At 67.2% G+C, this 26,034-nt stretch carries 17 protein-coding genes; 7 read left to right on the forward strand and 10 right to left on the reverse strand.

The window, feature by feature from the left end:
- The first annotated feature begins 114 nt into the window (after nt 1–114).
- The 3 genes from ACYVD7_RS05020 (at nt 115) to ACYVD7_RS05030 (ending at nt 7,812) form a co-directional block, all read left to right on the forward strand.
- The gene (locus ACYVD7_RS05020; protein ID WP_460759894.1) at nt 115–2,361 is read left to right on the forward strand and encodes a M4 family metallopeptidase; all 2,247 of its coding nucleotides are present in this window, start codon (nt 115–117) and stop codon (nt 2,359–2,361) included.
- Nucleotides 2,362–3,047: 686 nt separating this feature from the next.
- Nucleotides 3,048–5,291 (forward strand): M4 family metallopeptidase, encoded by a 2,244-nt coding sequence (locus ACYVD7_RS05025; RefSeq protein WP_460759897.1) that lies wholly within the window; start codon nt 3,048–3,050, stop codon nt 5,289–5,291.
- A 304-nt stretch (nt 5,292–5,595) separates the two neighbouring features.
- Complete coding sequence (locus ACYVD7_RS05030; RefSeq protein WP_460759899.1) at nt 5,596–7,812, forward strand: M20/M25/M40 family metallo-hydrolase; 2,217 nt, start codon at nt 5,596–5,598, stop codon at nt 7,810–7,812.
- Between the two features lie 501 nt (nt 7,813–8,313).
- Here the strand turns inward: ACYVD7_RS05030 and ACYVD7_RS05035 are convergent.
- The 4 genes from ACYVD7_RS05035 to glyQ form a co-directional block, all read right to left on the reverse strand.
- Complete coding sequence (locus tag ACYVD7_RS05035) at nt 8,314–12,249, reverse strand: translocation/assembly module TamB domain-containing protein (RefSeq protein WP_460759901.1); 3,936 nt, start codon at nt 12,247–12,249, stop codon at nt 8,314–8,316.
- Nucleotides 12,250–12,283: 34 nt separating this feature from the next.
- Nucleotides 12,284–14,089: an autotransporter assembly complex protein TamA gene (locus tag ACYVD7_RS05040; protein ID WP_460759904.1), complete on the reverse strand. Its 1,806-nt coding sequence runs from the start codon at nt 14,087–14,089 to the stop codon at nt 12,284–12,286.
- Between the two features lie 309 nt (nt 14,090–14,398).
- Nucleotides 14,399–16,513 (reverse strand): glycine--tRNA ligase subunit beta, encoded by a 2,115-nt coding sequence (gene glyS / locus ACYVD7_RS05045; protein ID WP_460759907.1) that lies wholly within the window; start codon nt 16,511–16,513, stop codon nt 14,399–14,401.
- Nucleotides 16,510–17,442, reverse strand: coding sequence for a glycine--tRNA ligase subunit alpha (gene glyQ, locus ACYVD7_RS05050; RefSeq protein WP_460759909.1), 933 nt, complete (start codon nt 17,440–17,442; stop codon nt 16,510–16,512). The genes glyS and glyQ overlap by 4 nt, the downstream gene beginning before the upstream one ends.
- A 152-nt stretch (nt 17,443–17,594) precedes the next feature.
- Between glyQ and ACYVD7_RS05055 the strand changes: the two genes are divergently transcribed.
- Nucleotides 17,595–18,320: a glutamine amidotransferase gene (locus ACYVD7_RS05055; protein ID WP_460759912.1), complete on the forward strand. Its 726-nt coding sequence runs from the start codon at nt 17,595–17,597 to the stop codon at nt 18,318–18,320.
- Between the two features lie 51 nt (nt 18,321–18,371).
- A complete protein-coding gene (locus tag ACYVD7_RS05060; RefSeq protein ID WP_460759914.1) occupies nt 18,372–19,292 on the forward strand; it encodes a hypothetical protein in 921 nt (306 codons plus the stop codon).
- Nucleotides 19,293–19,499: 207 nt separating this feature from the next.
- Here ACYVD7_RS05060 and tatC read toward each other — a convergent pair whose 3' ends face one another.
- From tatC to ACYVD7_RS05080, 4 genes are all read right to left on the reverse strand, one after another.
- On the reverse strand, nt 19,500–20,252 hold the full coding sequence (gene tatC, locus ACYVD7_RS05065) for a twin-arginine translocase subunit TatC (RefSeq protein ID WP_460759916.1): 753 nt from the start codon (nt 20,250–20,252) through the stop codon (nt 19,500–19,502).
- 7 nt (nt 20,253–20,259) lie between these two features.
- Nucleotides 20,260–20,664, reverse strand: coding sequence for a Sec-independent protein translocase protein TatB (gene tatB, locus ACYVD7_RS05070; protein ID WP_460759919.1), 405 nt, complete (start codon nt 20,662–20,664; stop codon nt 20,260–20,262).
- A 33-nt stretch (nt 20,665–20,697) separates the two neighbouring features.
- Nucleotides 20,698–20,931 (reverse strand): Sec-independent protein translocase subunit TatA, encoded by a 234-nt coding sequence (tatA, locus tag ACYVD7_RS05075; protein ID WP_460759922.1) that lies wholly within the window; start codon nt 20,929–20,931, stop codon nt 20,698–20,700.
- Nucleotides 20,932–21,041: 110 nt separating this feature from the next.
- Complete coding sequence (locus ACYVD7_RS05080) at nt 21,042–21,956, reverse strand: lipid-binding SYLF domain-containing protein (RefSeq protein WP_460760210.1); 915 nt, start codon at nt 21,954–21,956, stop codon at nt 21,042–21,044.
- Between the two features lie 469 nt (nt 21,957–22,425).
- Between ACYVD7_RS05080 and hemH the strand changes: the two genes are divergently transcribed.
- Nucleotides 22,426–23,463: a ferrochelatase gene (gene hemH, locus ACYVD7_RS05085; protein ID WP_460759925.1), complete on the forward strand. Its 1,038-nt coding sequence runs from the start codon at nt 22,426–22,428 to the stop codon at nt 23,461–23,463.
- Nucleotides 23,464–23,525: 62 nt separating this feature from the next.
- Nucleotides 23,526–24,422 carry an alpha/beta fold hydrolase gene (locus tag ACYVD7_RS05090; RefSeq protein WP_460760213.1) on the forward strand — a complete coding sequence of 299 codons (897 nt, stop codon included), beginning with the start codon at nt 23,526–23,528 and terminating at the stop codon, nt 24,420–24,422.
- A 75-nt stretch (nt 24,423–24,497) separates the two neighbouring features.
- Here the strand turns inward: ACYVD7_RS05090 and ACYVD7_RS05095 are convergent, their stop codons facing one another.
- Together ACYVD7_RS05095 and ACYVD7_RS05100 are read right to left on the reverse strand one after the other, a co-directional pair.
- Nucleotides 24,498–24,995, reverse strand: coding sequence for a hypothetical protein (locus tag ACYVD7_RS05095; protein ID WP_460759928.1), 498 nt, complete (start codon nt 24,993–24,995; stop codon nt 24,498–24,500).
- 67 nt (nt 24,996–25,062) lie between these two features.
- Nucleotides 25,063–25,965: a YgjP family zinc-dependent metalloprotease gene (locus ACYVD7_RS05100; RefSeq protein WP_460760216.1), complete on the reverse strand. Its 903-nt coding sequence runs from the start codon at nt 25,963–25,965 to the stop codon at nt 25,063–25,065.
- Nucleotides 25,966–26,034: the final 69 nt, after the last annotated feature.

Below are 26,034 nucleotides of genomic sequence, written 5' to 3' on the forward strand. Positions count from 1 at the left end.
TTTCCCGACATGCGCCCCGGCGCGTGGCAGGGGAGCGACTTGCTCATTGGAGCGTGGGCCGCTGGGCGTCAGTTGCACAAGCATCTACCCATATCCCCTGAGGAGATCCACCCTGTGAATCGCAATCACCGCCTGGCCGCGCTCACTGCTGCCACTACCCTTGCCCTGGCTGCCGGCAATGCCGCAGCTGCGGGCCACGTCGACGTGCACGGTCTTGACGTGGGCAAGCTCAACCAGCAGTACAAGGCTGCCTCGCTCAAGGTCGGCGTCGCCGCCAAGGCGAACGAGCGCCATTCCGAACTGCTGGGCTTCGATGCGAATTCGGGCCTGACGGTGCTCAACAGCGCGACTGACGCCGACGGCACCAAGCACTATCGCTACGCGCAGACGTTCCGCGGCATCCCGGTGTTCGGCGAAAGCATCACCGTGAGCGAGAAGAACGGCGCCGTGCGCAACATGTTCGGTCGCACCACGACGGGCCTGGATCGCGAAATCGCGGCGGGTGCCGCCAAGCTCAGCAGCGCGCAGGCGCTGTCGATCGGCAAGAGCGCCGGCATGGGCCTGCGTGCCAGCCAGCTGCACACGCAGAACGAGAAGTCCGAGCAGATGATCTTCGTTGACGACGCCGGCAAGGCCCACCTGGCCTACGTCGTGTCGTACTTCGCCGATTCGGCCAAGGGCGGTTCGCCGACCCGTCCGTTCGTGATCGTCGACGCCAACAGCGGCAAGGTCCTGAAGAAGTGGGACGGCCTGACCCACGCCCTGGTCGGCACCGGCCCTGGCGGCAACGCCAAGACCGGCCAGTACCAGTGGGGTTCGGGTGGCCAGTACGGCTTCCTCGACGTGGCCCAGTCGGGCACCACCTGCACGATGAACAACACCAACGTGAAGTCGGTGAACCTCAACGGCAGCACCGGCACCAGCACCACCGCGTACTCGTACACCTGCCCGAACAACACCTACAAGGCCATCAACGGCGCGTACTCGCCGATCAACGACGCCCACTACTTCGGCGGCGTGATCACGCAGATGTACCCGGCCTATACCGGCTACAACGCGCTGTCGTTCCAGCTGGTGATGCGCGTGCATTACGGCTCCAGCTACGAGAACGCGTTCTGGAACGGTTCGAACATGTCGTTCGGCGACGGCGCCAGCACGTTCTACCCGCTGGTCAACGCCGACGTGTCCGGCCACGAGGTCTCGCACGGCTTCACCGAGCAGCACTCCAACCTGACCTACTCCGGCCAGTCCGGCGGCATGAACGAAGCTTTCTCCGACATGGGCGGCGAAGCGACCGAGTACTTCTGGAAGGGCAGCAACGACTTCGACGTCGGTCGCGAGATCTTCAAGTCGGCCAACGGCGCGCTGCGCTACATGTGCAACCCGACCGCGGACGGTGGCTCGATCGACAACGCCGCCAACTACACCAGCTCGCTGGACGTGCATTACTCCTCGGGCGTGTACAACAAGGCGTTCTGCCTGCTCGCCAAGACCGCCGGCTGGGATACGCCGAAGGCGTTCAAGGTGATGGCACGCGCCAACGCCCTGTACTGGACCGCCAGCAGTACCTTCAACAGCGGCGCGTGCGGCGTTGAAACCGCTGCGACCGACCTGGGCTACACCAAGGCTGACGTGACCGCGGCGTTCACCGCGGTGGGCGTGAGCTGCGCCGGCGGCGGCGGTGGCGGCACCACGACCGCGCTGACCAAGGGCGTGACGGTCACCGGCATCGGCGCCAGCACCGGCGGCTACGCGAAGTACAAGCTGGACGTGCCGGCCGGCGCGACCAACCTGACCTTCACCATCTCCGGTGGCACCGGCGATGCCGACATGTACGTGAAGTTCGGCAGCGCGCCGACCGACACCGTCTACGACTGCCGTCCGTATGTGTCCGGCAATGCCGAGACCTGCACCTTCGCGGCACCGTCGGCGGGCACGTACTACGTCAACCTGAAGGCCTACTCGACCTTCTCGGGCGTCAGCCTGCTGGGTGATTACTCGACCGGCGGTGGCGGCACCACGCAGACCTACAGCAACACGACCGACTACACGATCAGCGACAACGCCACGGTGGATTCGCCGATCACGGTCTCCGGCCGTAGCGGCAACGCCCCGACCAATGCGTCGGTGTCGGTCAACATCGTCCACACCTACATCGGTGACCTGAAGGTCGACCTGGTGGCTCCGGATGGCTCGCTCTACAACATCCACAACCACACTGGCACCAGCACCGACAACATCGTCAAGACGGTGACGCTGAACCTGTCGACCGAAGCGCTGAACGGCACGTGGAAGCTGCGCGTGAACGACAACGCTGCTGGCGACGTCGGCTACATCAACAGCTGGTCGGTCACGTTCTAAGTCGCAACAGCAGTACTGCTTCAATACGCGGCCCCGGGTAACACCGGGGCCGTTTTTTTGCTGCCTGGAACAACGCGCTAAAGCAGCGAACGCGGCGACGTGCAGCATTCCCAGCGGGGCCCGCGAGGCGCGGCGAATGCGCACCGTGTAACGAGCAACGAGCAATGAGCAATGAGCAATGAGCAATGAGCAATGAGCAATGAGCAATGAGCAATGAGCAATGAGCGGTGCGTAGGCGCCCTTGCGTGCCCGCACCTGCGCACCATGCACCATTGAAATCCCGTGCTACGAGCTAGCAATAATTGGTGCCTGTTGCGCCCAAGGCATGTTGCAGTGCGAGGAAAATGCCAACGCAACCCGCCAGCATCCGCAGGCGGATTGTTGCGCGGCACCACCTCGGATATGCCATGTTTTGCCGTGTTTCCGCTGAAAACCGTGCGCGCCGCGAAAAACAGAACGGCTGCGCTGATAACGATTTCAACGCCACGTGTTGACGCCCGGCGGCAGCGTCCATAGCTTGCCCGGGCCGCGATGTTTCCAGTCGCGGCTCCGGTTACGGCAGTTCTAGCGCGCTCGACCAAGGCGCGCCGAAATGGGCGAGAACTGACGTTTCAATTGGAAGGGCCAAGGAAAGCCGGTCGCGTTCGCGCGGCCATCCACCCATTTGAACGTTGGAGAGTCCCCAAGTGAATCGTATTTCCCGTAGGGCCGCCCTCGCGGTGGCCACTGCTGTTGCTCTGTCCGCCGGCACCGCCGGCGCCGCCGGTCACGTCGACCTGCACGGCCTGGATGTTGCCAAGCTCAACCAGCAGTACAAGGCGGCTTCTACCAAGCTTGGCGTTGCCGCTCGTCCGCAGGATCGCCACGCCGAACTGCTCGGCCTGGACGCGAACTCCGGCTTGAAGGTGCTGAACAGCGTGACCGACGCCGATGGCACCAGGCACGTCCGCTATGCGCAGACGTTCCGTGGCATCCCGGTGTTCGGTGAGCAGGTGATCGTTGCTGAAAAGAACGGCGCGGTTCGTTCGCTGTTCGGCCGCACGACGTCCGGACTGGATCGCGAGATCGCGGCGAGTGCCGCCAAGCTCAGCAGCGCGCAGGCGCTGTCGATCGGCAAGAGCGCCGGCATGGGCCTGCGTGCCAGCCAGCTGCACACGCAGAACGAGAAGTCCGAGCAGATGATCTTCGTTGACGACGCCGGCAAGGCCCACCTGGCCTACGTCGTGTCGTACTTCGCCGATTCGGCCAAGGGCGGTTCGCCGACCCGCCCGTTCGTGATCGTCGATGCCAACAGCGGCAAGGTCCTGAAGAAGTGGGACGGCCTGACCCACGCCCTGGTCGGTACCGGCCCTGGCGGCAACGCCAAGACCGGCCAGTACCAGTGGGGTTCGGGTGGCAACTATGGCTACCTCGACGTGACCCAGTCGGGCAGCACCTGCACGATGAACAACACCAACGTGAAGTCGGTGAACCTCAACGGCAGCACCGGCACCAGCACCACTGCGTACTCGTACACCTGCCCGAACAACACCTACAAGACCATCAACGGCGCGTATTCGCCGATCAACGATGCGCATTACTTCGGCGGCGTGATCACCAACATGTACCCGGCCTACACCGGCTACAACGCACTGTCGTTCCAGCTGGTCATGCGCGTGCATTACGGTTCCAGCTACGAGAACGCGTTCTGGGACGGCAGCACCATGTCCTTCGGCGACGGCGCCAGCACGTTCTACCCGCTGGTCAGTGCCGACGTCGCCGGTCACGAGGTCTCGCACGGCTTCACCGAACAGCATTCGGGCCTGGTCTACTCGGCCATGTCCGGCGGCATGAACGAAGCCTTCTCCGACATGGGCGGCGAAGCCACCGAGCACTACTGGAAGGGCAGTGCCGACTTCCTGGTCGGCGCCGAGATCTTCAAGTCGTCCGGTGCACTGCGCTACATGTGCAATCCGACCCAGGACGGCCGTTCGATCGACAACGCCGCCAACTACACCAGCAGCATGGACGTGCACAACACGTCGGGCGTGTACAACAAGGCGTTCTGCACCTTGGCCAAGACGACCGGCTGGGACGTGCCGAAGGCGTTCAAGGTGTTCGCCCGTGCCAATGCGGTGTATTGGACCGCCAACAGCACCTTCAACCAGGGTGCATGCGGTGTTGAAACCGCGGCGACCGACCTGGGCTACACCAAGGCCGACGTGACCGCGGCGTTCACCGCCGTGGGCGTGAGCTGCTCGGGTGGTGGCGGTGGCGGCACCGTGACCGCACTGAGCAACGGCGTGGCCGCGACCGGCATCTCCGGCGCCAGCGGCAGCGACAAGTACTACAAGCTCGACGTGCCGGCTGGCGCCACGGGCCTGAAGTTCGTCACCGCCAGCGGCACCGGCGACGCCGACCTGTACGTGAAGTTCGGTTCGCAGCCGACCACCACCAGCTATGACTGCAAGTCCGAAGGCAGCACCACCGCCGAGACCTGCAACATCGCGACGGCCCAGGCCGGTACGTACTACGTGACCATCCACGGTTACACCGCGTACTCCGGCATGAGCCTGACCGGCAGCTACACCGCCGGCGGTGGCGGCAGCACGCAGACCTACAGCAACACGACCGACTACGCGATCAACGACAACGCCACGGTGGATTCGCCGATCACGGTCTCCGGCCGCAGCGGCAACGCCCCGAGCAATGCGTCGGTGACCGTCGCGATCGTGCACACCTACATCGGTGACCTGAAGGTCGACCTGGTGGCTCCGGATGGCACGCTGTACAACATCCACAACCACACCGGTTCCAGCACCGACAACATCAACAAGACGGTGACGCTGAACCTGTCGACCGAAGCGCTGAACGGCACGTGGAAGCTGCGCGTGAACGACAACGCCGCGGCCGACACCGGCTACATCGACAGCTGGTCGATCACGTTCTAAGTCGAATCGAAGTACTGCAGCAAACGCCGGGCCGTGGTCATCCACGGCCCGGATCTGCTGGCGGCGTGGCGGCGATGACATCGGCCACCGGCCGCCCATCCTGGAAAAAACGAACCAACCGGCACGCCACACGGCAGGTCGGCGCAGTACGCAACGCGATTTCTGTCCGGGCCAACGGAGCCGGAACCAGTGGCGCCTTCCGGGGCGTCGTTGCATCGAACAAACATGCCCAACTCAACGCGCGCCGGCGCGGCGTCCCCGACTGCCGCAACGACCGGCCGCGGTCCAAACAAAGGAGTGTCCGATGAAGTCGCACCACCGCATTGCCGCCGCGCTGATCGGCGTGGCCCTGGTTTCCCCGGTCTTCGCGCAGACACACGCCGCGAAGGCCACGCGCGCCGGCAACACCGGCGTTGCGCCGGTCGCCGCCAACCCGTTCGCGCCGGCCTACCTGGTCAGTTCGGCGGAAACCTATCGGAACCACCTGCAGTCGCTTGCGACGCAGGCCACGTCGCGTCGCGACAGCCTGGGCAAGGAACTGATCATCTCGAAGATCAAGTCGCACCAGGTGTCGGAAGTGGCGCAGCGCGTCCATGAGAAGGAAAACCGCTGCGGCGGCTTCTTCGCCTTCGACACGCTTGCGCAGGCCGAGAACTTCATCCGCAACGACAAGGCCGCCAAGTCGCTCGCAAAGGCGGCACTGGTTGCCTACACCATCGACAACAGTGCGACGGTCAATCCGTGGCTGGGCGCCGTCGATGGCACGCGCATCAAGAACACCATCACTTCGCTGTCCAACTACACCAACCGCTACTACACCTCGACCACCGGCAAGACGTCGGCCGAATGGATCAAGAGCCAGTGGGATTCGCTCGCCACCGGTCGCAGCGATGTCAGCAGTGAACTGTTCACCGCGTGCAGTAACTGCTCGACCCAGCCGTCGGTGATCCTGACCGTGCAGGGCGTGGACCTGCCGAACGAAGTCGTCGTGCTCGGCGCCCACCTGGACTCGATCAACGGCTCCGCGGGCGGCAGCAACACGCAGGTCGCGCCTGGCGCCGACGATGATGCGTCGGGCATCGCCACGCTGACCGAAGTGCTGCGCGTGGCCCTGGCGAACGGCTGGAAGCCCAAGCGCACGGTGAAGTTCATGGGCTACGCCGCCGAGGAAGTCGGCCTGCGCGGTTCCAACGCCATCGCGACATCGTTCCAGAGCGCAGGCACGAACGTTGTGGGCGTGCTGCAGCTGGACATGACCAACTACCAGACCGGCAGCACCGAGATGCGGATAGTCACCGATTACTCCAGCGCGGAGATGAAGACGTTCTTCGGCAGCCTGTTCGACACCTACCTGGCGCCGCTGGGCATCCAGCGCGGCACCTACACCTGCGGCTACGGCTGCTCGGACCATGCCTCGTGGACCAGTGCCGGTTATCCGGCGGCGATCATGTTCGAGGGCGGCGACAACAACGGCAACTACAACCCGTACATCCACAGCACCAGCGATACGCTGGCCAACACGGGCAATACCGCTGCGCCGTCGATCAACTTCGCCAAGTTCGGCCTCGCGTTCCTGGGTGAGTTGGCCAAGACCAACGGTGGCACCTCGAACGCACCGCCGGTGGCGAACTTCACCTCTTCGGCGAGCGGCCTGACGGCGACGTTCACCGACAGCTCCAGCGACAGCGACGGCTCGATCGCCTCGCGCAGCTGGTCGTTCGGCGACAACACGTCGTCCACCGCCACCAGCCCAAGCCACACCTACACCAGTGCCGGCAGCTACAACGTCACGCTGACCGTTACGGACAACAACGGCGCGACCAACAGCAAGACGCAGTCGGTGACGGTTGGAACCGTCAGCAACGTGCTGCAGAACGGCCAGCCGGTGAGCGGCATCTCCGGCGCAGCCGCCAGCGAACAGCGCTGGACGATGGTGGTACCGACCGATTCGACTGGCCTGAAGTTCGTCACCTCCGGCGGCACGGGTGATGCGGACCTGTATGTGAAGTTCGGCAGCGCGCCGACGACCACCAGCTACGACTGCAAGTCCGAAGGCAGCACCACCGCCGAGACCTGCAACCTGCCGTCGGCGACGCCGGGCACGTGGCACGTGCTGGTCAAGGGCTACTCGGCGTTCTCCGGCATGAGCTTGACCGGCAGCTACACCATCACCGGCCCGCGCACGAGCTACAGCAACACCACCGACTACACGATCAGCGACAACGCCACCGTGGACAGCCCGGTCACGGTGTCCGGCCGCAGCGGCAATGCACCGGCGGATGCATCCGTCACGGTCGCGATCGTGCACACCTACATCGGCGATCTGAAGGTCGACCTGGTGGCGCCGGATGGCACGCTGTACAACATCCACAACCACACCGGTTCGAGCACCGACAACATCAACAAGACGGTGACGTTGAACCTGTCGACCGAAGCGCTGAATGGCACGTGGAAGCTGCGCGTGAACGACAACGCCGCTGGCGATGTCGGCTACATCAACAGCTGGAGTATCGCTTTCTGAGCAATCTCCGGGCGGACGCCGTCGAAAGCATCCGCCCCTGGCTTCCGGAAGGAATCGGAAACGTCGCTCTCCGGCGCGACGTGAACACCAGGCCCCGGCGAAAGCCGGGGCTTTCTTTTTTGGGCGGTAACGCAGCCGAAAGCAGTGACAGGAAGGGCGAGTCGGAAATCGCCAGACGGCGGCAGGGGTCTAAGGACGCGAAAGTGCCGCCGTCCCTTCGCTGTCATCCCGAGAGCGGGACCTGTTGATGCAACAAAAGAATCGGATCCTCCGTCGCGCGAGATGCCACGTCGCCAACGGCCGATTGCTGACTGCGCTACCGGGTATGTCGAAGAATCACTGCTCTGTGTCATGCCTGCGAACGCGGGAAGTGCTTTACAACAGCCGGAGCTGGTCATCCGTTACCTTTGCCGTAAACGAACACTGGATCCCCGCCTTCGCGGGGATGGCGGCAAGAGCTTTGGCTTCAGAGGCATCCGACCGCGCGGCGCACACCGCGCGTTACTTTTCCTTGCGCCAGTTGATCGAAGCCCGGTTCTCCACCGTGCTCGATTCCACCTCGATGTCGAAACCCTTGCGCAGCAGGTACTTCAGCGTCAGCACCTGGCCGGTGCCGAGCAGGGCGACGCCGTAGCCGACGTACAGGCGCGGCGACAGGTACTTGCCGACGCCCAGCACGCTGCCGCCGAGCGCGCGGCTCTCCATCACGCCGGCATCGTCGAGTCCGATCTTCGCGCCGAGCTGCGATGCCAGCATGCTGCCGCCGGCGGACAGTGCGGCGCTGGCGGCATTGAGCTGGCGGCTCTCGTCGCTGCTGGCGCTCGACAGCGGGCGACCGAGTGCAAGGTAGGCGAGGGCTTCCGACTGCGAACTCTCCGGGATCGTCCACACCCGCGCATCCGGCGAGGACGCGCGACCGCGCACGTCGACGCCGGCGGTGACCTGGCCCACTTCGCGCTCGGCGCGGATGTTGAGGATGGGATCGGCGACCGGGCCGTTGCTCCACACCAGTTCGCCGCGGGTGATCTCCAGTTTCTGCCCGTAGGCGCGATAACGACCGTCCACGTCCAGCCGACCGCTTGCGGTCATCTCGCGGCCGGGGATCGCGCGCACGCGCATGCGGCCACGCAGCGTGCCGTCCAGGCCGAACCCGGAGAGCTGCACCGCATCGCCCAGCGCGATGGTGAGGTCCATGTCGAGCGGTGAATCGGCGACGGCTTCCGGATCGACCGGATCCAGCACCACCACGTCGGGCGACGCGGAAACACCTTCGTCGAGGCGTTCCAGGTCGATGCGCGCGGACGGCACGGTGACGGTGCCGGTGATCTTCAGCGGCTGGTGTGCGGCATAGCGCACCTGCACGTCGGGATCGGCGACCGCGCGCAGGTCGCGCGTGTCCGACAGCAGCACGTTGCTGCCTTTCACCGACAACACCAAGGGCGTGTCATCGCCGCGCCAACCCAGCGAGCCGTCGATGTCCAGCGTGCCCTGGCCCGATCCGACCTGCCCGGTGATGCGCGCGGTGCCATCGGGCAGCGCGTCCAGGCGCGCGTGGCCATCGTGGAGCGTGATCGCGAGCGCCGGCACCTCGGCGGTGAAGCCGGTGAGCTGTGCATTGCCGCCGAGCAGCGGTTGTGCACGCGTGCCGGAGAAACGGATGTTGCCGTCGAGGCGACCCTTGGGCTCCACGATGTCCGGCGAGAACAGCTCCAGCCAGGTGATCTCGTCCGTGTTGACGGCGATGTCGCCCACCAGCGGCGCGTAGGCGTCCCAGCCAGTGGCGACGCGGGCATCGACGCGACCATCGCCGTTGAGTGTGGCGCCCAACTCCGCGGTGAAGCGCTGCGGATCGAAGCTCGCGGTGAGCTCAAGCGCGTCGTAGCGGATCAGTTCGCTGCGCGAGCGTTCGGAATACTTCATGCCGCCGCCGCCGGAGCTGAGGTGCGCCTGTCCGCGCCAGCTGCTGCCGACCGGGCGCACCTGCGCGGTAAGCGCGACGTCGCCACGCACGATCCACGGACGCTTGTCGCTGCGCTCGGGCAGGTATGGCAGCAGCAGCGTGAGCGGCAACCCATCGCCATGTACGTCCAGGCCACGCCGCGGCCATTCCGCGCTCGCGCACAGCACGCCACCACCACTCGAGGCCAGGCAGGCGTTCGACAGCGCGCCGCTGCCGAGCGCTCCCGCAGCGGATGCCCAGCGGAATTGCGCCGGCTGCTGCAGCCGCCACTGCGCGCCTTTCACAGGTTCCAACTGCAACTGGGCCAACGCGCCCTGCCATTGCGCGCCACGCCGCGCAAGATTGCCGGACAGCGCCAGCATGCCGATGTCGCCACGCGCCTGCGCATCGAGCTGCAGGTTCTCCACTGCGCCGCGCGCATCGAGGGTGAGCACTTCGATCGGCGTGCCGATCTCGAGTCCCGCCGCGCGGATCGCGAGCGCGCCGTGCGTGCCCGAGCGCCAGGGCAACCGGCCCTTGGCGCTGAAGGTGTCGGCGCGATAGCTCGCGTAGTGCAGCCCGCTGCCGTCGAGGTCCGCGTCGATGTCGGGCGCATCGCGCAGGCCGGTGAGCTTGAGCTTGCCGCGCAGCGTGCCGGAAGCATCGGGCAGCAGGTCATTGAGCTGCAGTGGTGCGAAGGTGGCATCGATGTCGATCGTTCGCGCGAGCTTGCCCTTGGCATCGATGCGGCTGCCGCCGAGCGTCATCGCGATGTCGCCTTCGTACGCGGCGTCCGCGTTGTCGTTCGCGGCCGCATGCATGACGAAGCGGCCACGGCCGTTCAAGGGTCGTCCGCGCAGCTGGCCGCCCAGTTGCGGCGCATCCACCACCACGTCGAGGCCGCCATCGCGGCGGGTCGCGCCGGTGCTGGCGAGCCTGCCGTGCAGTGCGCCGTTCCACTGCGGCGCGAAATAACCCGGATCGAAGCCGGCGAGCGTGGCTTCGAACTTCCAGCCCAGCGCCGGTGCCCACGTCAGTTCGCCGCTGCCGTCCAGCACGCCGGTGGGCATGCGCGCGCGCAACGTCTTCAGGGTCATGCGCGTGTCGTCGCCACGACCATCGAAATCGACGTTGGCGCGCTGGCCATCGCGGAGGAGTGTCGCCTTGCCGATCGCCGCCCACGACTGCAGCGTGCCGGCGATGCCCAGGTCGGCGTCGGCCTGGATGGCCGGTGTGTCCGACGTGCGCGCGGTGCCGCTGCGCGTCGCCGACGATGCCGGTGCACCACCCCACCTCAGTCCGCGCGCGTTGACGGCAAAGCGCAACGTTGCGTTTTCGGGATCGTTGAAATCGGCGTGGCCACGCAGCGTCGCCGTGCCGTCGAACAGGCGCAGCGCAAGTGGCTGCGCATCCAGCACCTGGTCCTCGATGCGCAGTTTCGACGGCAGCACGGTGACAGCGAAACCGTCCTTGGCGGCGTCGCCGCGGACGACCGTGCCCTGCAGCGTCATCGCACCACCCATGCCATCGGCGTTGAAGTCCAGCGCCCACGGCGTGTCGCCCGGCGTGCCTTGCGTCAGCAGGTCGAGGTCGATCGCGTCGCTCTTTGCCCTCAACTGCCAGCGCGGATCGTCCTTGCCGCGCACGGTGAGCGTGGCACGCACCGGTGCGGGCGCGCGGCCGGCCAGGCCGACATCCATGCGCGACAGGTCGCCGCGTGCGACCAGTCCCAGCCGTGGCGACGTGTGTCCCAGCGATGCCGGCAGCACCGCAGTGGCGACGATGTCCATGCGGTAGTCGTCACGCGGCACATAGTCGCCGTGCGCGGTGAACTGCCCGCGGTCGGTGTCGGCGTCGAGAGCCTCCACGTGCAGCTTGCCGCCGCTGGCATCGACTCCGGCGCGCAGGCGACGGATGTCGATGAGTGGTTCGCGTTCGCGGGTGATGCGTAGACCGTCGATGCGCACGTCATCGGCCTGCAGTGCCAGCGGCGGGTTGATCGCGGGCAGCGATTTGGGCCAGCGCGGCAGTTCAAAGGGCTCGTCGCTTTCGGGAATCTCCAGCGTCGCGCCTTCGACCTCCAGCGCATCCAGGCGCAGGCGTTTGCCCAGCAACGGGCGCAGCGCCGGATCGAGCATCACGCGCTGCGCGGCGAATTCCAGCAGGCGGGGATGCGCGGGGTCGCGCTTGCCGTCCTTGTCCGCCATCGCATAGGTGAAGCGCACGCCATGCAGCGTCAACGGGCCCGAGGCAGGCCCCTCGGCGCGTTCCCACGACAGTTCCGCTTCGGCCGGCAGGCGCTGCTGGATCTGACCGAGCAGCGCGTTGCGGCCACCGATCGTGCCGAGCAGCCAGTAGAGGAATGCCGCGATCGCCAGCGTGAGCACGCCGGCGAGGAAGCTGCCGCGGATCGCGACGTACCGCATCCGCGCACGCCGCTTCGCCCGCAATTCCGCGATGCGGGCTTCGTGTTCGTCCATGGGAATGGGCGTGTTCATGCGGAGCGCTCCGCCATGGTGGCGACCGCAGTCATCACAGGTCCGCTCCGATGTTGAGGTAGATCTGGAATGGCGAATCCGGAGCGTCCAGTCCGTGCGCGATATCCAGTCGCAGCGGTCCCACCGGCGAGCGCCAGCGCAGGCCGATGCCGACACCGGTGCGCAGGTCGAAGTCGTTGCTGGTGTTGAACGCGCTGCCGCTGTCGACGAATGCCGCCGCGCCCCATTCGCCGCTGCCGAAATACTGTTCGTACTCGACGCTGCCGGTGGCGACGTCGCGCGCGCCGACCGGGAACTTCTTGCCCGTCTCGCCGACACGCGGCCCGACTTCGCGCCAACCGTAGCCGCGGATGCTGCGATCGCCGCCAGCGTGGAAGCGCAGGCTCGGCGGTACCGTGCCGATGCGGGCGTCGATGAAGGTGTGGCCCAGTTCGCCGCGGGTGATCAGGCGGCTCTTCGGCCCCAGTCCTTTGTACCAGCGCGCGCTGGCGTGCACCTGGCCGAAGCTCACGTCCGAGCCCACGCCCTTCAAGCCGCCGCGCAGCAGGATCGTGCCGCCCATGCCGTTGCGTGGATGCAGGCGGTCATCGGCGTCGATGTACTCACCGCGCAGCGACGGGTAGGTCACGGTGGCGAAATGGAAGTCGGGTGGCGTGGCCGGATCGCCGTCGTCCTCGGCCGCATAGGCCCAGCGCTCGCGCAACGCGTGGATGGACGCGACCGCGTCCCAGTTGTCGTTGATCTTGCCGCTGCGGCTGGCGACCAGTTCGATGCGACGGGTGTCGATGAAGTCGGTCTGCTCGTCGGCAAACTGCGCCGACACCGTGTACCAGCCGTCGTACCACGCGAACGCGGGAATGCGGTATTGCAGCGTCAGCGTCTTGCGCCGCTCCGCCCAGTCCAGTTCCGCCAGCGCCTTGTGCCCGCGGCTGTTGACGTAGCGGCGCTCCACGCCGAGCCGCACGCCCGCGCCGCTGTCGGTACCAAAGCTCAGGCCGGCGGTGTAGATGCTGCGCTTGGCGGGCGTCAGCGTGACGGTGACCGGCACGCGGCCTTCGACGGCGTTTTCCGGATGCGGTTCGATGTCGATGCCGGCGAAGTAATCCAGTCGCGCCAGCGAATCGCGCAGCTTGTCCAGCTTGCCCTGGTGGTAGTAGCTGCCTTCTTCCCAGTACACCTGCCGGGTGAGCAGGTGCTCGCGCAGGATGCGCGGCGTCTGGGTGAAGGTGATCGGACCCATGTTGTAGCGTTCGCCGCTGGTCCAGGTGAGGTCGATGTCCGCCGCGTTCTCGGCACGGGTGACCTCCACGCGGCGGGTCAGGAAATCGGCGTCGAAGTAGCCGCGTTCGGCCAGCCGGCGGGTGATGCGTGCCTTGCTGGCTTCGTAGATCTCGTGGTCGAACACCGCGCCGGGCGCCGGCGTGAACGCAGCAAGGTCCGCGCGCAGGTACTTGTCGTTGCCACCCGTGCCTTCGATGCCGACGTTGGAGCGTCGCACCGTCACCGGCTCGCCCAGCGCGACGGTGATGATCGCTTCGGTGACCGCGTCATCGCCGTCGCTTTCACTGGTGCGCTCGACGGTGATGGTGGGTGAGTAGTAGCCGAAGGGTTCCAGCGCCTCGCGCGTTTCCTTCTCGGCCTCGCGGATCAGGTAGGCGAGGCGGCGGCCGGACAGGTTCTTGCCGATCGCATCTTCCAGCGACAGCGAGACGAGGACGTTGCGGGTCATCACCTCGTCCAGGCCGCGAACGTCGACGCGCGTGACCTTCGCCGCCTGCGCGACGCAGGGGGCAAGCACGAACAGCGCAGCGAGGGAGAGGGTGCGGAGCGGTCCGTGCATGGGGGGAGGATAACTGCGCGGTGTCAAAAAGCGCTTAACGTGAGTGGGCGAGTGGAGGAGCCCGTCGGTATCTGCGCCAGCGGTCGGGCGCAAACGGGTCGCGTCGCTTTTGCTCCCTCCATTGCGCGCAGCGCAGGGGAGGGTTGGGGAGGGGTGCGAGCGCCGTAGGCGCGAGTGCTGCTTGATCTCTGGTTGTTCAACTGATCGAACGAGTCGGGCCAAACACAGCAACAGCAACAGCGCTTGCGCCTGCGGCGCTCGCACCCCTCCCCAACCCTCCCCTGCGCTATGCGCAAGGGAGGGAGCAATTCAGACCGACAGATTCTCGATCGCCGCCACGCTGCCGAGGCGATCGCTCAGACGCTTGAGCAGCGCCAGACGGTTGTTGCGCACGGCGGCGTCGTCAACGTTGACCATCACCTTGTCGAAGAACGCATCGACCTGCGGGCGCAGGCGCGCGAGGCGACCGAGCACGGCAACGTAGTCGCGCGATGCCAGCAGCGGATCGGTATCGGTAACGGCGGCATCCACGGCGTCGGCCAGGTCGCGCTCGGCGGCTTCGCTGAAGCGGGCCGGATCGATCGCGGTCGGCAGCTCGCCGTCGACCTTCTTCAGGATGTTGCGGATGCGCTTGTTGGCGGCGGCGAGGGCTTCGGCTTCGGGGAGCTTGGCGAATTCGCCGATGGCCTTGAGGCGGTGGCTGAAGTCGAGCAGCGAGGCCGGACGCATTGCTGCGACCGATTCGAATTGTTGCGGCGGGACGTCGGTGAAGTAGCCGCGCAGGCGATCCACGATGAAGTCGCGCAGCTCATCGACGTTGGCCAACGTGGGTGTGCCCTTGTCCAGCGCTATTGCGCCGACTGTGTCGCGTGCCTTGGCCAACATCGCGTCGATGTCGATTTCGATGCCGCCTTCGATCAGGGTGCGCGCCAGTCCCAGCGCATTGCGCCGCAGCGCAAATGCATCCTTGTTGCCGGTCGGCTTGAGGCCGGCGGCGAAACCGCCCGCGAGCGTATCCAACCGCTCCGCAATCGCCAGCACCTGTCCGAGCTTCGACGGCGCGATCGCGTCGCCGGCAAACCGTGGCATGTACGCCTCGTCGACCGCGGTGGCGACTTCCAGTGGCTGCTTCTCGACAGCGGCGTAGTAACGACCCGCGATGCCCTGCAGCTCCGGGAATTCGTTGACCAGGCGCGACTGCAGGTCGGCCTTCGACAATTCCGCCGCGCGACGTGCGAGCTGCGCATCGACGCCGACTTGCGGCGCGATCGCCTCGGCCAGCGCGGCCACGCGCGCGACCTTGTCGGCGACGGTGCCGAGCTTGGCCTGGTAGGTGACGGTCTTGAGGCCTTGCGCCATCGACGCCAGGCCCTGCTTCTTGTCCTCGACGAAGAAGAACTGCGCATCGGCGAAGCGCGGACGGATCACGCGCTCGTAACCCTTGCGGACTTCCGACTCGTCCTTCGATTCGATGTTGGCGATGCCGATGAAGTACTCGCTCAACTTGCCGCTGGCATCGAGTACCGGGAAGAACTTCTGGTTCGTCTCCATCGTGGCGATCAGCGCTTCCTGCGGCACGGCGAGAAATTCGCTATCGAAGGAGCAAAGAATTCCCTTCGGCCATTCAACCAGCCCATTCACCTCCTCGTGAACGTCAACGTTGAGGTGGACGCTGGAGTTCGGGTAGTTCGCATGAATCTTCCCGGCAACGGTTGCTGCCTCACGGGCAATGGCTTTTCGGCGCTCGTCGGGATCGACCAGCACCTTCGCGCCGCGCAACGCTTCGACGTATTCGCCCGGGGCGTTGATCCAAACCGGCTTGTCGAACATGAAACGATGGCCGCGGCTCATGCGGTCGGCGCGGATGCCGAACACCTCGCCGTCGACGATGTCCTTGCCCAGCAGCACCACCAGCCAGTGCACCGGACGGGCGAAGCCGTAATCGTGGTCGCCCCAGCGCATCGGCTTGGGGATCGGCATCGCGGCGAGCGCTTCGACGATGATTTCCTGCAGCAGCGACGCCGTGGTCGCGCCTGGCTTCACCGAGCGGTGGACGAAACGTTCGCCCTTGTTGTCCGTGGTTTTTTCCAGCGCGGTCCACTCGACGCCGGCTTTGGCCGCAAAACCCTGCAGCGCCTTGGTCGGCTCGCCGTTCGCGTCGAGCGCGATGTTGAGATACGGGCCAAGGACTTCCGACGCCTGTTCCGGCTGCTCGGTGGCGACGCCCGACAGCTGCACGGCGAGACGACGCGGCGTGTACAGCGGCTTGGCTTCGCCGCGTTCGAACGCGATGCCGCGCTTGTTCAAGCCATCGAGCACGCCGTCGAAGAAGGCCTGCGCCAGGCCCGGCAGCGCCTTGACCGGCAGTTCTTCGGTGCCGATTTCGACAAGCAGGGGAAGCATCGACAGGGGCTGGAGGCTCATCGCGCGGCCTCCTGGGTGTTCTTCGACTTGTTCAAGACGGGGAATCCGAGTTTCTCGCGCTGCGCGTAGTACGCCTCCGCGACGCCCTGGGCGATTTTGCGCACGCGCAGGATGTAGCGCTGGCGTTCGGTGACGGAGATCGCCCGGCGCGCGTCGAGCAGGTTGAACGAATGCGAGGCCTTGCAGACCTGGTCGTAGGCCGGCAGCGGCAGGCCGAGGTCGATCAGCTTTTGCGCTTCGGCTTCGCAGGCGTCGAAACGATGGAACAGCTCGGCAACGTCGGCGTGCTCGAAGTTGTACGCGGACTGCTCGACTTCATTCTGGTGGTAGACGTCGCCGTAGGTCACCGGCGTGCCATCAGGACCGTGCGTCCAGACCAGGTCGAAGACGTTGTCGACGTTCTGCAGGTACATGCACAGGCGTTCGAGGCCGTAGGTGATCTCGCCGAGCACCGGACGGCATTCCATGCCGCCAGCCTGCTGGAAATAGGTGAACTGGGTGACTTCCATGCCGTTCAACCACACTTCCCAGCCCAGGCCCCAGGCGCCGAGCGTCGGCGATTCCCAGTTGTCCTCGACCAGGCGCAGGTCGTGCACCTGCGGGTCGACGCCGAGCGCCTTCAGCGAATCGAAGTACAGCTCGACGATGTTGTCGGGCGAGGGCTTCATCGCCACCTGGTACTGGTAGTAGCGCTGCAGGCGGTTGGGGTTCTCGCCGTAGCGGCCATCGGTGGGACGGCGGCAGGGCTGCACGTAGGCGGCGTTCCACGGCTCCGGGCCCAGCGCACGCAGGAAGGTGGCCGGGTGGAAGGTGCCGGCGCCGACTTCCAGGTCCAGCGGCTGGATCAGCACGCAGCCGCGCTCGGCCCAGTAGGCGTTGAGGCGTTGGATGAGCTGCTGGAAGGTCGGGGGCGCGGAAGCGTTTGGCATGGACGGGAGAGGCCGCGTGGCAAAGCGCGGTAGTATAGCGGCGGCCTTGCTTTTACTGGCTTTTTCCCGCTTTTCGCCCTCCTTTTCGCTACCGGCGTGGAGGAGGGGCAAGCGAGGTTCGTTGAACTCCTGACTGCCCGTTGATTGCCGCCGTGAATTCACCCTTCCTGATCCTCGAAACCGGCCAGCCGGTGGCCTCCATGCGCCGCCATCGCGGCTTCCCGCACTGGATCCGCGTCGCCGCCGGACTGGAAGCTGACGACGCCGTGGTGGTGAATGTCGAAGCCGGGCAGCCGCTGCCGTCGCGCGACGGATTCGCCGGCGCGATCATCACCGGCTCCGGCGCGATGGTCACCGAGCGCCATGAGTGGAGCGAGCGCAGCGCCGACTGGCTGCGCGAAGCCGCCCATGCCGGTTTCCCGCTGCTGGGCATCTGCTACGGCCACCAGCTGATCGCGCACGCGCTCGGCGGCGAGGTGGACTACCACCCGGCCGGACGAGAGATGGGTACCGTCGAACTCCACCTGCACCCGCAAGCCGAACACGATCCGCTGTTCGCCGGCCTGCCCGCGCAGTTCCCGGCGCAAGCGACGCACCTGCAGAGCGTGTTGCGCGCGCCCGAGGGCGCGACGGTGCTGGCGAAATCCGCGCACGACGCCTGCCACGCCTTCCGCTGGGGCGATCGCGCCTGGGGCGTTCAGTTCCACCCCGAATTCAGCGCCACGCACATGCGCGGCTACGTGCGCGCGCGCGAGGAAGCCCTCGCTCGCGAAGGCCACTGCCACAAGCAGCTGGCGCGCGGTGTCAGCGCCACGCCGCATGCACGCAAGGTGCTGCAGCGTTTCGTCCGCCATGCCCGTGGATTGCATTCGCGCTGAGCCACGGCACGTCGCAGCAGACCGCCTTCTTCCCCCTGGAGTTTTTCCCCGATGACTACCCGCGCCAACGGACCGCTGATGGGCCTGCAATGGCTCAAGGGCGGCCTCAACACCGGCCGCAACAACCCGCGCGCGATTCTCGGCGGCGCGGCCGTGCTGATGGCGGCGCCCATGGTGCCCAGCCTCGTGCAGGTGCTGGTGCATGCCGTGCTGCGACCGGGTCCGGGTGCCGCGCTGGTGATCGCCGCGCTCACCACGCTGCTGGCGATCTTCCTGCTCGGCCCGCTGGTCGGCGGCTACCTGCGGATCATCCACGCCGGCGAACAGGGCCAGCCGATGCAGCCGCGCGACATCTTCGCGCCCTTCCGCGAAGGCGCCGACGCGCGGCGGATGTTCCAGCTCACCCTGCTGGTGCTGCTGGTGTACCTGATCGCGAGCAACGTGCTGGCCAGCCTGATGGTCGCCGACCTGCCCAAGTGGGCGCAGCAGGTGATGGACCTGATGAGCAAGGCCAAGCCCGGCACCCCGCTGGAGCTGCCGCCGCCGCCGTCGGGCACGGGCGGATTCCTCGGCCTAGGCAGCCTGCTGGCGCTGTTTGCCGGTGGCGTGTTCGCGGTGGCGATGGGGCAGGTGGCGTTGCGCGGCAGCTCACTGGGCGCAGCGCTGTCCGACGGCGTGATGGGCACCCTGCGCAACCTGTTGCCGCTGCTGGTGCTGGCGGTGCTGGCGTTCGCGCTGGCCTTCGCCTTCAGCCTGGTGTTCCTGCTGGTTGCCGCACTGGTGAGCGTGATCGCGTCCCTGGTGCACACCTCGCTGGCGATGGCGTTGATGGTGCCGATGTACCTGTTCTTCCTGCTGATCGTGAACGTGGTGATGTTCGGCACGATGTACCAACTGTGGCGCGACATCGCCGGCGACGTGCCGAACGCGGCGTCGGGCGACGGGGCCGCGCCGGGACACATCGAGCTCTGATCACTGTGTGATCGGGCCGGTTTGAACGATCGGCTTGATCGAGCGGTAACGAAGCCGCTCGAACGATGCGAGCGAAGTGTTCAGGGGCGCATGGGTGGAGCTTGAACCGCTGAACGCAGCGCTCGACGAGACACCCGCGCCTGCGCTGGACCGACGCTGCGCAAGGGCGCCACCCGCCTGATGGCGACGCGATCGCCTTCGGGGCGCTTACGCTTCGCGTCGTGGTGCGATCCAGCCCGCGGCGAGGATCCCGATCTCGTACAGCAGGCACATCGGTATGGCCAGCATCAGCTGCGATATCACGTCGGGCGGCGTGATCACCGCGGCAACGACGAAGATGCCGACGACGGCATAGCCACGCACGTCGCGCAGCTGTTGCGGCGATACCCAGCCCAGCAACACCAGGATGACCAGCGCGACCGGCAGTTCGAAGCTGGCGCCAAATGCGATGAAGATCACCGAGATCAGGTCCAGGTACTTCACCGGATCGGAGTTCATGCCCACCACGTCGGGTGAGAACCGGTGCAGGAAGGCGAACACGCCCGGCACCACCAGGAAGAACGCGAACGCGCAGCCGGCATAGAACAGCGCCACCGCCGACGCCAGGATCGGCACGGCGAGCCGCTTCTCGCGCCGGTACAGGCCGGGCGCGACGAAGGCCCAGGCCTGGTAGAGCAGCCACGGCATCGAGATCATCAGCGCGGCGAAGAACGCCAGCTTGATCACCGCGGAGAAGCCGGACGTGGCGTCGGCGGCGATCAGCTTCTGTCCGACGGGCAAGGTGGCCATCAGTGGCGCGGCCAGTTCGGTGAACAGTCGCGACGCGAATGGCATCAGCACGACGAACACCAGCAGCAGCCCGGCTACCGCACGCAGCAGGCGCGCGCGCAGTTCGATCAGATGGTCGATCAGGCGCGATTCGGCGGGCTCGTCGTGCGTGGTGCCGGGGCCGGTGCCCATCTCTGGCTCAGCGTTGCGCATCGCGTGGCGTGTCAGTGTGCGAATCGTGGGCGTCGGTCGCTTCGGTGTCGACAGTTTGCGTATCCGCCGCCGCCTCGCCGCTCATTGCACCGCGCAGGTTCTGGCGCATCTGCACCTGAGCGTTATGGATATCGCGCTGCAGCTGCGCGCCGCCTTCGGCCAGCGAGTCGCGTGCGTCGCGCAGGTCGTCCTGGGTCTGGCGCAGGCTGCGACGCAGCTCTTCGTCGGCCAGTTCGTTCTCCAGTTCCGCCTTCACCGAATACCACTGCGCACGCGCGCGGCGCACCCACAGGCCGACGAAGCGCGCAGCCTTGGGCAGGCGCTCGGGGCCGAGCACCAGCAGGGCCACGAGCGCGATGAGGAATATCTCGGAAGCGCCGACGTCGAACATGGGTCAGCCCGCCGGTTGCGGCGGGCGCGGGCGTCAGCGCGGGGTGCGTTCGTCGTCGCGCTGCGACGCGTTGGCGTTGTCGGCGTCGCGGCGCGAGTCGTCCGGCAGCTGGCCGCGCGGCTTGTCGTCGTCGTCCTGCAGGCCCTTCTTGAAGCCCTTCACGGCCTCGCCCAGGTCCTTGCCCACGCTGCCCAGGCGCTTGGTGCCGAAGATCAGTACCACGATCACCAGCACGACCAGCCAGTGCCAAATGCTCAAACCGCCCATCGCGTGTCGCCCTCGGTAGTAGGCGGACAGGATACCGCAGGGCGTGTTAGCGCAGCGGTTGGCCGCGCGGATGTGCGATCGCTACCGCAGCCGGACTTCAGCCCTGACAGTCAGCGGCGCGGCGTAGGCGGTGGCGGCGTGGTTTCCGGCAGGGGCTCGGTACGGACGCCACCATCGGCCGGAACGTCCTGGAACGGTGCGGGAGCGGGATCGCTGGTGGCCGGTGCTGCCAGCGGCTGGGTCTGGGCGCCGGTCGTTGCTACGGGAGCAGCCGCGGGCGTGGAAACGGCGGCGGTACGTTGGGGTGCGGCTTCCCCGCGGCGGTCGCGAGCCAGCGCGCTGGCTTCCTCCAACGCGTCGCGGAAGGCGGTGATGTCGGCGCCCGGCGCCTGCGCGGTGCGGCCTTCGAAGACCATGCGCGGCGTGGTGCCTTCGCCATAGGCCAGCTGGTTGGCGGCATCGTCGATCGAGAGCACGGCGCCATCCAGGGCGATGCCAGCGAACAGGCCGCGGGCGCGCGACCACGACCAGATCTCGGCCTTGAGCTGGCCGTCGGTGGCGGTGGCGGCGTTGCGACCGACCGGGCCGGCGGCGACGCCCGCATCCGCGCCGAGGGTGATCTTGCCGTTGACGATGGAATCCAGTCCGCGTTCGCCGCGGAATACCAGCACCACGTCGGCCGACTGCACGCCGGCCTGGAAGCCGATGCTGCCGCCGGTCAGTTTCACGAAGCTCGGGTTCGACCAGGTGCCGTCGGGGTTTTTCACCGACACCAGGCCGTGGCCGCGACGACCGCCGATCAGCAGGCCGACCTTGAGCGTGTCGGGGACGACGACTATCGCGCGGGCGTCGTCGAACAGCTTGTCCGGGATCGCCGACTCGGGAATCTGCTGAACCTGGCTGAGCACGCGCACGGCATCGCGGGCACGCTGGGCGTAGGCGTCGTCGTTTGCTGGCGCACTCGTTAACGCGCCTGCTTCGACGGCCGGGGCGTTGTCGGATTGCGTTGCCGCCAGCGCGGTCATGGTCGAACACGGCGCGAGCAGCGCGCTCAGCAGCAGGACGTTGAAGCGGGGCATCGGATTCTCCGGCAGCGGGGGCTGCGGGCAGCATGGAAGCGCGGCGATGAACGTGCCGCGAATTGCCGCCGCCCCACGGCGACAAGAGGATGCCAATACGAACGAGGCCGCGGCGGGGCCCGCGATGCCCGGCCACGGGCGCTTCAACGCTTCCACTTCGATCAGCCGGCGCGCGCCACGACGGCACCGGAACCTCAGCACCAACGCCTCGCCGGCGGCCGGCGATGGCAAGCCACGACCACGACAGACTGGCCATCCGCGGCGCAGACGCACGCACCGACACAGCACGACATGCGGACGAACGAACCGTCCTGCGCGTCGCAGCGCTCCACCGCAACGTCTTCGCCGAGCCGCCCCGCGCCCGCGAACGCCCCGGCCATTTCCGCCCGCGCCACCCGACTGTCATCCTATTGGCATGTCAGCGCCCCTCCCCCCGGCCGCCATCGCGTCCACCGACCGCACCGCCACCGCACTGGTGCTGGTCAATCTCGGCACCCCGGAAGGCCCCACGGCGCGTGCCGTGCGCCGCTATCTGGGCGAATTCCTGTCCGACCGTCGCGTCGTCGACCTGCCGCGCCTGCTGTGGTGGCCGCTGCTGAACCTGGTGATCCTGCCGCTGCGCGCGCCGCGCGTGGCACGCAAGTACGCCAGCATCTGGCTGCGCAACGGCTCGCCGCTGGCGGTGTACACGCGCGACCTCGCCGCTGCCGTGCAGCGCGAATGCCCGACGCTGCGCGTGGTACCTGCGATGCGCTACGGCCCGCCGGCGCTGGACCAGGTGCTCGCCGGCCTGCATGCCGATGGCGTGCGCCGCGTGTGCGTGCTGCCGTTGTACCCGCAGTATTCGACGACCACGACGGCGTCCGTGCGCGACGTGGTCGAGCGCTCGAAGTTCGCGTGCGCGAAGTTGGCGTGCTCGAGGCCGGCACGGAGCAACGACACCGCCCGCGCCGACTTCGTCGATGACTATCACCTCGACGCCGGCTGGGTCGAAGCCGTCGCCCAGTCCATTCGCGACCATCGCGTGAAAAACGGCAACGCCGCGCACCTGCTGTTCTCCTTCCACGGCCTGCCGCAACGACTGGCCGACAACGGCGATCCGTACCCGCACCAGTGCGAGGCCGGCGCGCGCGCGATCGCGCAGGCGCTGGGCCTGCGTGAGGAATCGTGGACGTTGACCTACCAGTCGCGCTTCGGCCGCGAGAAGTGGCTGGAGCCGGCAACGACCGACGTGCTGGACGCACTGGCGGCGCGCGGCGTGCGCAGCGTCGATGTCGTCGCGCCGGGATTTGCCGTCGATTGCCTGGAAACACTGGAGGAAGTGGCGCAGCAGCTGGCGGCGCAGTTCCGCGAAAAAGGCGGCGAGCTGCGTTACATCCCGTGCCTCAACGACGGCGATGCGCATGCGCGCGCGCTGGCGGCGATCGCACGGCGCACGCTGGACGCACCGTGAGCGATGCCGACGTGGCCGGAGTTGCCGCAAGCACTGCTGCCACCAGCGGTGGGCTCGGCCCGATGCGCGAGTTCGCGCTCGACACCGCGTTCGGTCGCCTCACGGGCCTGCGTTGCGGACAGGCCGGTGCGCCGCGCGTGCTCGCATTGCACGGCTGGCTCGACAACGCCGCCAGCTTCGTACCGCTGTCGCAACACCTGCAGGGCATCGAACTGGTCGCGCTCGACCTGCCAGGCCACGGCGCCAGCGCACACCTGCCGCTGGGCGCGGATTATTCGCTCGCCGGCACCGTGCATGCGGTGCTCGATGCCGCGGATGCGCTCGGTTGGGACCGCTTCGCCGTGCTCGCGCACTCGATGGGCGCGGCGATCAGCAGCATCCTGTGTGCGGCGGCGCCAGCACGCGTCTCGCGGTTGCTCGCGATCGAGGCGCTCGGCGCGCTCTCCGACAGCGCCGACCACACCGCCGCGCGCCTGCGCGAATCGGTGGCGGCGCGACGCGCGCTGGCGACCAAGCGCCTGCGCGTGTTCCCCGATATCGATACCGCGATCCGCGCACGCATCCAGGCCAATGGCCTGAGCGAGCCGGTCGCGCGATTGCTGGTGGAACGCGGTGTCGTCGCGGTGCACGACGAGCACGGCAACGCGGGCTACAGCTGGAGCAGCGATCCACGCCTGACCATCACCACCGCAGTGCGCATGATCGAAGACCAGGTGCGCGACCTGCTGGTGAACATCGAATGCCCGGTGCGGGTGGTGTACGCCGATCCGGCGCCGCCGTATTTTCCGGATGCGCTGCGTCGCGAGCGCGCCAGCCTGCTGCGCCACGGCGAGGTGTTCGTCGTGCCCGGCACCCACCACCTGCACATGGAAGATCCGGCCGCGATCGCGGCCGTGATCGGTGATTTCTTCGTGGCGGGCGACGCGATGGATCGCGCCGACATGGTCACACCGCCATGATCGCGCCGCCCAAGTAACGCTGATCCGGGACCCTGATCGGACCGCAAGCGCCCGATCAGACGACGGTACCGAGCGTTACTGCTGCGTGGCGATCTGATAACCGACGCGCACGCCTTCGCCCTTGGGATCGGCGGCGATCGTGACGGTGGCGTGGCGCTTGTCCTTTTCGTACATCACGACCTTGCCGCGCGGCCCCTGCATCATCGTCATGCCGGTCTTCCAACCCTGGGCCTGCATCTGGCGGTCCGCATCGGCTTCGATCGAAACCGCCTGGCCCGACGTGAGCAGGTGGGCGATCACCGCGTTCGGCATTTCCATCGACGCTTCGACCTTGTAGTCGGCCGGCAAGTAGACGTCCTTCGGGAACGTCGCCGGCAGCGTCGTGCCGCCGCCGGTGCTGATCTTCATCTCGCCCTTGTCGGTCTTGATGGACACCTGTCCTTTTTCGGCGTCGACATCGGCATGCTGTCCGGTGCGCGCCTCGATCGCGGCTTCGGCCATGCGCTCGCCGGCGGATTTGCCGCAGCCGGCCAGGCACAGCGTGGCGAGGGAAAGAAGGATGAATCGGCGCATCGGCTTGCCTCCGTGGCAGGCGAACGCACGCGGCGTGCGTGCGTTCTGGAAAACGGCGGTCGAGGACTCAGCCGGCCAGCAGCGAACGCAGCGTCGCCTTCAGGCGCCGGCCTTCGGCATGGAAGTAGTCGCGCTCGTCGCGCCAGGTCGGGAAACGCGCTTCGACTTCGCGCCAGAACGCGCGCGAGTGGTCGGCGCGGACCAGGTGGCAGAGTTCGTGGACCAGCACGTATTCGTAGGCCGACGGTCGCGCCAGTACCAGCGCCAGGTCGAGTGCGACGGTGCCGTCGGGCGCCAGCGAGCCCCACTGCGACGACATCACCTTGAACTGCACGCGTCGCGGAGCGCGCGGCAGCGAGGGCAGGTAGCGCGGCAGCCAGCGGCCAACGTCGGCGCGGGCCTCGCCTTCGTAGAACTCGCGCAAGGCGCGTCGAAGGGCGGCATCGCCGGCGCGCGCGGGGACGGTGAAGGCGAGCGCGTCGCCGTCGTGCTCGCCGGCTCCGCGCTCGCGGTCGCGTGCGTCGCAGTCAGCTTCGATGGCGACCGGTTCGATGCCGGTGGGCGCGGCGTTGTTGCCTGCGCTATCGACGGGTTCGATCCGTACGCGTTCGATCCGCGTATAGCGGCCGGCATGCCAGTGCACCGGCAACACGGCGCCACGCAGCGGCAGCGACGACGTCGTGTCGCGTTGCAGGTGCGCAACGGCCTCGATGGCGAAGCGATCGAGCTGCGTCGCCAGCCAGTCGCGATGTTCGGCGAGGAAGCGCTCGCCGGAAATCGCGCTGGCGCGCGGTGGCAGGGTCAGGCGCGCGCCGCGTTCATCCACCGACAGGCGCAGGCGACGCGCACGCGGATGGCGCACGCAGGCGACGTCGACGGTGCGTCCGTCGGCGAGAGTGAGTTCGATCGCGTCGCGTTCGGCAACGCGTGGCGTCGGCGCCAGCAGGCGCCGTAGCAGTGAGGGAGGCATCGCCACTAGCTTAGTCCGCGTAGGGCGGGTTTCAACCCGCCGTTGAAGCTCGCAAGGATGGTGGGTCAA

Source organism: Lysobacter fragariae (assembly GCF_054779775.1).